General features: G+C 43.0%; 3 protein-coding genes. 1 reads left to right on the top strand and 2 read right to left on the bottom strand.

Going from position 1 to position 4,136, the window contains the following annotated elements; genetic code table 11:
- Positions 1–169: 169 nt before the first annotated feature.
- Positions 170–784 (top strand): Uma2 family endonuclease, encoded by a 615-nt coding sequence (locus tag ACFE93_RS34060; protein ID WP_375480464.1) that lies wholly within the window; start codon positions 170–172, stop codon positions 782–784.
- 20 nt (positions 785–804) lie between these two features.
- Here the strand turns inward: ACFE93_RS34060 and ACFE93_RS34055 are convergent, their stop codons facing one another.
- Both ACFE93_RS34055 and ACFE93_RS34050 read right to left on the bottom strand, forming a co-directional pair.
- Complete coding sequence (locus ACFE93_RS34055; protein ID WP_375480462.1) at positions 805–2,157, bottom strand: pentapeptide repeat-containing protein; 1,353 nt, start codon at positions 2,155–2,157, stop codon at positions 805–807.
- A 164-nt stretch (positions 2,158–2,321) separates the two neighbouring features.
- Positions 2,322–3,692 (bottom strand): DUF3370 domain-containing protein, encoded by a 1,371-nt coding sequence (locus ACFE93_RS34050; RefSeq protein WP_375480460.1) that lies wholly within the window; start codon positions 3,690–3,692, stop codon positions 2,322–2,324.
- Between the last annotated feature and the right edge of the window lie 444 nt (positions 3,693–4,136).

The following is a 4,136-nucleotide window of genomic DNA, read 5'->3' as shown; positions in this document are numbered from 1 at the left end:
TGAATTCGGGCAGTCGTTTATTGAATTCGGGCAGTCGTTTATTGAATTCGGGCAGGCGTTTATTGAATTTAGGCAACCCCCAAGAATTTACATAAAGCCATTTTATATATTTGTAATCCTAATCAACATTTATTGCATGATAAAGTAAAACATATATGGAGGTAAGATTATGACCCAAGCGTTGCCCAAATTACTAACCTTTAATGAATTTATCGAATGGTATCCCAATGATGGAAAACGCTATGAATTGCACAAAGGAGTAATTATTGAAATGCCGCCTCCAACCGGAACACATGAAAAAGTTATTGCATTTTTGTCGCGGAAATTAACTGTGGAGTTCGATCGTCTCAATTTACCCTACGGAATTCCCAAAACTGCATTGATCCAAACTCCTTCTGCCGAATCCGCTTATTCGCCTGATGTGTTGCTGCTAAATCTTGATAATCTCGACAATGAACCGCTTTTTCAAAAACAGTCAACAGTAAGCCAAGCAGCATCGGTTCCAATAGTCATCGAAGTTGTTTCAACCAACTGGCGAGATGATTACTACAATAAACTTAGGGATTATGAAGAAATGGGCATTCCCGAATATTGGATTGCTGATTATGCTGCATTGGGTGCAAGAAAGTTCATCGGTAATCCCAAACAACCCACTATATTTGTATGCGAATTAGTTGATGGTGAATATCAAATGACAGCGTTTCAAGGTAACACCGCGATTTCATCACCTACCTTTCCCCAATTAAATTTAACTGCACAGCAGATTTTTAATGCGGCTAACTAATTTTTTATCTAGTTTTATAATTACCGTCCCAACTTATTAGGAATACCTTCACAACCACCGGGAATAGTACCTCTAGTTTTTTCACCACCCCAAGCGCAACAGTAGTTACGTGCAAACTCAGACATCCGTTGCACATTCGTAAAATCGGCATTTTCCACCACTGCGCCAGTGTGTTCGCCGGTTTGATAATTTGGTGGTTGAGTACGACTACGGGGTGATGCTTTATCCACTACACCATAGAATAGGCGAATCCCGTTGATGTCGGCACCACTGAGATTAGCATTATATAAAATAGTGCGGGAGAGGTTGGCTTTTACTAAATCACAACCGCTCAGGTTAGCGCGGACAAGATTAGCTTCGCTGAGGTCAGTCCAACGTAAATCAGTACCAGAAAGGTCTGCTCCTGCTAAGGTTACGCCTAAATCGATGACACGCACACCTTCTAGGCGGTCTTCTGCATAACCGCCACTCCCGTCGAGAATGGCTCGACCTAAAAGGCGATCGCGTTGTAAGGGTGAGAGCAATTTGGAACGTGAGAGAAAGCGAAGAATTTTTGCTTTACCACTGCCATCTACACTACTTAAAATTGCCGCAGTGCGTCCTTCGGCGATCGCTCTCTCTTGGGGCCAATCTTCTAATAATCCTTCTTGATCTAATACTAAGTCTGAAACGCCTTGAAAATAGGAATCAATTGTCTGTTGCTGGGTAATAATGTTTTGCTGAACTGTTAGCAGGTTTTGCTGAATTGTCAAGTCTTTGGAAATGACATATTGTCGCCACGCCACATAAACGGCGATGACGGCGATTAGAATTTGCCCCAAAGCACCAAACCAATCTGCTAGGGTTCCAGCAATGTCCCAGTTAATCTGGCGTCCTAAAACAAGCAAGCGATCGCCTACACCTGTAAACTCGATCAAGCCGATGATGGCTACTAGTAGTCCCAAAAAGGCCACAAACAGGGTGCGTTCTTGGGGTGAAAACCAGTCGTTTAAAACTTCTTGGAACCAAGGCAATAATATCGCAAGAGATAAGAGCAAAGTTATCAGCGTTCCGATAATGCCAATAATCCAGTTATTGAGGATAATTCCAGTGAAGGTGATGGCGATCGCTATTAAAGTAATTAGCAATGCCCTCGGCTTAACTAGCAATTGCTTGGTAGTAGGTTGGTTGAGATCGGAACGGGCTTGTTGTAGAGCAGTTGTATATTGCGGAGATTTCAAAGATGCGATCGCTGCTAGTGCTTGTTGTGTCGCTAGTACTTCTGAGCTTAGGTTTTTCTCAGTTGCGCTACCGTCAAAGTCATCCGGTTGCAAATTATTTTCGGGTGCTGGTTCTGGGGTTGGTAGATTAGAGGAATTGGATTCAATTGTCATATTTTCTATTTTGCCCCAGCAGATTCAGTTCAACATCTGTTTTATCAGAAATTGCACTAAACCAAAGACTTGTATTCCATAAAACTGAGAAGCGCTACATATAACAGTTTCAGTCGGGGTTTAAATCCCCTTATGTAATGTCTTTAATTTTGAATTTTGAATTGTTAAGTTTGGTCTACAGTTTGAATTGTCAGCATTTGAGGAGGCGTAGCATCAGGTGGGTAGAGAAAATCCACTTCTACCAGTCGTCGCTGTCCAGGGGATATTTTTAATTGAGCAAGCGGTTCTCCCATCTGTCCCCGTTGTTGAACTAAATGCCAATATTGGGTTCTGGGTAAGCCATTATCGTCATTGTAGCGAATACGAACTGTACCTCGGAAAAAGACAGATGGTTCGGGTGGTGAAAAAAAGCGCAGTCCTGGTTTACTTAACTCATCTTCTTTGATCGGCGTTTGGAAAAGTACATTTATAGTTTGTGGCTTATCCGTATTGTTAAATAATGGTAGAGAGATGTTGTATTCAATACCGTAGTTGCCGTGAGCTTCGTAAGCAGTACCAGGATAACGCGCCACTAGTTTAGCAGTTTGGTTTTGTCCAGTACCCATTTTGCCTGCTAAAAGAGTACTTAAACCGTAGGAAAAAGCTTGTCCTGATTCGGGAATTGTCAGGTATGAACTATTAGAGTCAGTAATTTGTGCTTGCCAACGAGAGCCAACAGCTACCCCCGCTACCCGCCCGTAAATCTCTGTTGCTCCTGCAAGCCGATCTGGAGGACTAGGGGCAGGTTCACGTGGCCCAGCAAAATCACCATTTTCTAACAAATTCTCCCATTCTTCTAAAGTGGGCGCTCGTTCACTACCATCGGGATTGGGTTTGGCAAACATGGCCAGGTTGGCCAGATAAACTGGACTATCACTATATAAATGCAATAATGTAGAACGTCCATTCAATGGCGGGGTTAAAGAACGCACTGGAATGGGATGATTCATCAACATCCGGCTTTGTTTTGGTGGAATTACCAACTGGGCTGGCCATCCTGACTGCCGTCTGACTCGCAGCAGATCATTCATCACGCGATCGCCCGGCCCAGCATAAATGTTTCCCGAATTATTTGATTGCATGGGAGGAAGCTTGACAAAAGGTGCATCAGGTTGACTAAGATAACTAGCTGCTTGCAAGATGTTGACAGTTGCAGAGCGATCGCTTGGATTGTAAATAATCACCCCCAAATAAAGAGTCCGCAAATCATTTGGAGTCTCAATCGCTCTCGCAATATGGTGAGAAAATAAATCAAACCGTCCCTGAAATGGAAAGTTCAGGTGGGCGCTGGGCACTTTTTTGCCTTGAGGAGGAAATGTAGACAGCAGAATTCCTTCACTCTTAACTACTTCTGGGTTATTACTGTTAAATACTGGTACTTCGTCAAGATGTCCTGTCAAAGGTCTTGTTTGTTGGGGAATGAAAATTTCCTGTGGTGGAGGTGGAGGAGAAGGCGATGCTTGAGCTAAAAACAAATAGGAAATAAGATTAAGCATTTATTCAAAAAGCAATTTATCGCTGAAGTTAAGAATACAGCATACCTAAATTGTCCTGACAGCGACCGCTAGACCTGTGGCTCACCTGACTTTAACAGCCGAGAGCGATCGCTTTATTATGCTTACTCCTTCGTCGAGGTGAATGAGTATTCGTTTTAGGGGCAATACCCTGCGGGTTCGCCTTTAGCGTTCTCATAGAGTAGCCGCAACTCTTGGAGACGCTTTGCAAATGTGTCTATTTACTAAGTACAGCATTTCATTAATTCGTAGCAAATTAAATTTGGCAATACCCTACAATGCCAATGCATCGGCTGACAATGCCAATGCATCGACTGACAATGCTAATGCGTCCCCTTGCATTAAAAACGCTACGATTTTACGCAAAGCTGTACTATAGCGGTTCTCAGTTGGGTGAAATATAGTAACAGCAGTGGGTAAACCATC

This window comes from uncultured Nostoc sp., assembly GCF_964247315.1.
Classification (GTDB): Bacteria; Cyanobacteriota; Cyanobacteriia; order Cyanobacteriales; family Nostocaceae; genus Nostoc.
The sequence above is the reverse complement of the archived record's forward strand: the minus strand, read 5'-3'. Positions and strand labels throughout refer to the sequence as shown.